Origin of the sequence: Polaromonas sp. (assembly GCF_030682935.1) — a bacterium.
Lineage (GTDB): Bacteria > Pseudomonadota > Gammaproteobacteria > Burkholderiales > Burkholderiaceae_C > Polaromonas.
Window position 1 is genome coordinate 1 of record NZ_JAUXNA010000031.1, and the last position, 4,213, is coordinate 4,213.

The 4,213-nt window shown below is 57.4% G+C and carries 5 protein-coding genes and 1 tRNA gene; 2 read left to right on the plus strand and 4 right to left on the minus strand.

Going from position 1 to position 4,213, the window contains the following annotated elements; translation table 11 throughout:
• The coding region (gene phbB, locus Q8K05_RS01050; protein ID WP_305244699.1) for an acetoacetyl-CoA reductase at window positions 1–651 on the plus strand (651 nt) is incomplete at its 5' end.
• A 273-nt stretch (window positions 652–924) separates the two neighbouring features.
• Here the strand turns inward: phbB and Q8K05_RS01055 are convergent.
• The 4 genes from Q8K05_RS01055 to Q8K05_RS01070 all read right to left on the minus strand — a co-directional run bounded on the left by Q8K05_RS01055 (window position 925) and on the right by Q8K05_RS01070 (window position 2,853).
• A tRNA-Ser gene (locus tag Q8K05_RS01055) sits at window positions 925–1,014 on the minus strand.
• A 65-nt stretch (window positions 1,015–1,079) separates the two neighbouring features.
• Entirely contained in the window at window positions 1,080–1,454 is a 375-nt protein-coding gene (locus tag Q8K05_RS01060; protein ID WP_305244700.1) for a DUF2237 family protein, read from the minus strand.
• Between the two features lie 37 nt (window positions 1,455–1,491).
• Entirely contained in the window at window positions 1,492–2,403 is a 912-nt protein-coding gene (locus Q8K05_RS01065; protein ID WP_305244701.1) for an SPFH domain-containing protein, read from the minus strand.
• Window positions 2,404–2,427: 24 nt separating this feature from the next.
• Complete coding sequence (locus Q8K05_RS01070; protein ID WP_305244702.1) at window positions 2,428–2,853, minus strand: NfeD family protein; 426 nt, start codon at window positions 2,851–2,853, stop codon at window positions 2,428–2,430.
• Between the two features lie 140 nt (window positions 2,854–2,993).
• Here Q8K05_RS01070 and Q8K05_RS01075 point away from each other — a divergent pair.
• Window positions 2,994–4,213, plus strand: a 1,220-nt coding sequence (locus Q8K05_RS01075; RefSeq protein WP_305244703.1) for an Orn/Lys/Arg decarboxylase N-terminal domain-containing protein, incomplete at its 3' end; no start/stop codon positions are given.

Here is a 4,213-nt window from a genome sequence, read left to right on the forward strand (position 1 = left end):
GTGGTGGCGGGCTGCGGCCCCACGCGCGACTTCACCAAGTGGCTGGACGAGCAAAAAGCCCTGGGCTACACCTTTTATGCATCGGTGGGCAACGTGGGTGACTGGGATTCCACCGTGGCGGCCTTTGAAAAAGTCAAGGCAGAGCATGGCCCGGTCAGCGTGCTGGTGAACAACGCCGGCATCACGCGCGACAGCCAGTTCCGCAAGATGAGCAAGGCCGACTGGGATGCCGTGATCTCGACCAACCTCGACAGCATGTTCAATGTGACCAAGCAGGTCATTGAAGGCATGGTTGAGGCGGGTTTTGGCCGCATCATCAACATCTCGTCGGTCAATGGCCAGAAAGGCCAGTTTGGCCAGGTCAACTATTCCACCGCCAAGGCCGGTCTGCATGGTTTCACCATGGCGCTGGCGCAGGAAGTGGCCAGCAAAGGCGTGACGGTGAACACCGTGAGCCCGGGCTATATTGGCACCGACATGGTCAAGGCCATTCGTCCCGAAGTGCTGGAAAAAATCGTAGCGGGCGTGCCGGCCAAGCGGCTGGGCAAGCCCGAAGAAATTGCCTCCATCATTGCCTGGATTGCTTCGGACGAGGGCGGTTACGCCACGGGCGCGGACTTCTCGCTCAACGGTGGCCTGCACATGGGTTGATTGCACACCGATAAAACGCCGTGCATGGTAAAACACCGGCGCGTTCAGATGGGCAGAAGTGGCTCCGTTTATTTGAAAAGCGCCGCCGCATGATGCTTGGCGGGACTTTTTGGCCATGCGTTTCAGGAAAGAGGTGAGCTGAAAAAACAAAAGCCCGGCATAAGTCCGGGCTTTGTCTTTGGTTTGTGAGCATCCAGCTTTACGTTATTGACATGGGTCAAAACGTGGGAAGGTTCTGGAAAACCTTTGAAACCCGCATGAATACTCATCAATTGGCGGAAGAGGCGGGATTCGAACCCGCGGTGGGTATAACCCCACGCACGCTTTCCAGGCGTGTGACTTAAACCGCTCATCCACCCTTCCGCGAAGCTCTCCATTATAGCAGTGCTGAGGCTCTGTCTGGAGCAAGATCGCACGAAATACGCCGGCTAATGTTCAGCGCCCTGAAACCGGTGCTTTTCCAGTTGTGCCATGGTGACAAATTCCAGGGCCTTGACATGGGTGGACTCCAGAATAACGGGGGGCGCACAGCCGGCCTCCAGCGACTCACGCCAGCGATTGACGCACAGGCACCAGCGCTGGCCTGCTTTGAGCCCCGCAAAACGATACTCGGGCTTTGGCGTCATGAGGTCATTGCCGCAGGAACGAGAGAACGTCAAAAATGCCTGCGTGACCCGGACACACACCAGATGGGCGCCCAAATCGAACTCGTCAGTGTTGCAGCAGCCATCCCGGAAATATCCGGTGACGGGGTCGTAAGAGCAAGGCAGCAACGCTGTGCCGAGAACATTTTTGGGATTCATCGCCTTGCCTGTGCCCGTGAGCCGCCCGGGGTAGCCATCAAGCCTGGCTGGACTGCACCATTTTCATGGCCGACGTGATCAGGGCCGATACTTCGGTCATGTTGCTGGGCACGATCAGGGTGGTGGTCGCCTTGTTCGCAACACTGGAATAGGCCTCAACGGCTTTTTCTGCCACCTTGAGTTGCACGGCTTGCGCACCGCCCGGTTGACTGATCGCTGCAGCAACCAGCTCGATGGCCTTTGCATTGGCTTCAGCCACCGCCATGATGGCCGACGCTTCACCTTGTGCATTGTTGATGGCCGCCTGCTTTTCACCTTCGGAACGGGCAATGAAGGCTTCGCGCTCGCCGGTGGCAATATTGATCTGTTCCTGTTTGCGGCCTTCGGATGCGGCGATCAGGGCACGCTTTTCACGCTCTGCCGTAATTTGCGACTGCATGGCAAGCAAGATTTCCTTGGGCGGAGTCAAATCCTTGATTTCGTAGCGCAACACCTTGACGCCCCAATTCAGGGCGGCTTCGTCAATGGCGGCAACGACTTGCGCATTGATGATTTCACGCTCTTCAAAGGTTTTGTCGAGTTCCAGTTTGCCGATCACGGAGCGCAGCGAAGTTTGGGACAGTTGCGTCACCGCCATCAGATAGTTGGACGATCCGTAGCTGGCCCGCATCGGGTCGGTCACCTGGAAATACAAAATGCCATCGACCTGCAACTGCGTGTTGTCACGGGTAATGCAAACCTGGCTGGGCACATCGAGCGGAATTTCCTTGAGGCTGTGCTTGTAGGCGACCCGGTCAATGAAGGGAACCAGAAAGTTCAGGCCTGGTGTCAGTGAAGCGTGGTACTTGCCCAGGCGCTCTATGACCCATGAGTTTTGCTGGGGCACCACCTTGACGGAACGGGTGATGAAGATAACTGCAATGACAAAAAGAAGGATCGCGATTTCCATTAAGAGGCTTTCTTGTGGTGATGGTTAAAGTTTGTCAACGAGCAACCGGCTTCCGACCAGTTCTGCGACCCGATGAAGTCCGGCAGAGGGTGTATGGCCTGCGCGCTGGATGACGGTCCAGTTCGCGCCGCGGTATTTCACCGTGGCCGTGCCGTCAGCATTCCATTCCTCGACGAAAACCGTCTCGCCCACGTCCAGGTTGACGCTGCGGTCAGCGCGGGCGGAAGGGTCGGACGGACGCCTTTTCTTGACGAAGTAACAGGCGATCACGGCACCGCCCCCGATGACTGCGGCCACCAGCAGTTGCACCACGGTGCCAGCGCCAGCGTGTGCGGCCAGCGCTGCTGCAGCCATTCCGAAAGCTATCATCAGCAGGAAGAAGGTTCCGGTCAGTAGCTCGGCAGCTATTGCGCCGCCTGCAAGCAGCCACCAGATGGTTGATTCAGTCATGCGCCTGCGCCTTTGTAAGATTAGAGTCATTTTGGCGCAAATGAAGCGTCCCTCGATGGTGCCGTCCATTATTTCCGTACACTTCGCTGTTATTCATCGCCGCTACAACTTCCGGGTTAGCCTGCTGATCCGCTTACACCATGAAATTTCGCTTCCCCATTATCATCATCGACGAAGACTTCCGCTCCGAAAACACCTCTGGCCTCAGTATTCGTTCGCTGGCGCAAGCCATTGAACGCGAAGGGTTTGAGGTGCTCGGAGTCACCGGTTATGGTGACCTGTCGCAGTTTGCGCAACAGCAAAGCCGTGCCAGCGCGTTCATCTTGTCGATTGATGATGAGGAATTCACCCCCGGACCCGATCTGGACCCGGCTGTTCTGAATCTGCGCAACTTCATTGAAGAGGTGCGCCGCAAGAATCTCGATGTGCCGATCTATGTGTACGGCGAGACAAAAACCTCGCGCCACATCCCCAATGACATCCTGCGCGAACTGCACGGTTTCATCCACATGTTTGAAGACACGCCCGAGTTCGTGGCGCGCCACATCATCCGTGAAGCCAAGAGTTACCTGGAAGGCGTGCAGCCGCCGTTTTTCAAGGCCCTGCTGGATTACGCTGAAGATGGTTCTTATTCCTGGCATTGCCCGGGGCATTCCGGCGGCGTGGCCTTCCTGAAAAGCCCGGTCGGGCAGATGTTCCACCAGTTTTTCGGCGAAAACATGCTGCGTGCCGACGTGTGTAACGCGGTGGAAGAGTTGGGCCAGTTGCTGGACCATACCGGCCCGGTGGCGGCGTCCGAGCGCAACGCCGCCCGAATTTTCAACGCTGACCATTGCTTCTTCGTGACCAACGGCACCAGCACCTCCAACAAGATCGTCTGGCATCACACGGTGGCGCCCGGCGACGTGGTCGTGGTGGACCGCAACTGTCACAAATCCATCCTGCACGCCATCATCATGACGGGTTCGATCCCGGTATTTTTGAAGCCGACGCGCAACCACTTCGGCATCATCGGACCCATTCCCCAGAGCGAGTTCGAGCCTGAGGCGATCCGGGCCAAAATCGCTGCGAACCCGCTTTTGAGCGGCGTCGACGCCTCCAAGGTCAAGCCACGGGTGCTGACGCTCACGCAGTCCACCTACGACGGCGTTCTGTACAACACCGAAACCATCAAGGGCATGCTGGACGGCTACATCGACAACCTGCATTTTGACGAAGCCTGGTTGCCGCATGCGGCTTTCCATCCGTTTTACGGCACCTACCACTCGATGGGTAAAAAACGCATCCGCCCCAAACATGCGGTGGTCTATGCCACGCAGTCGATTCACAAGCTGCTGGCCGGCATCAGCCAGGCCAGCCA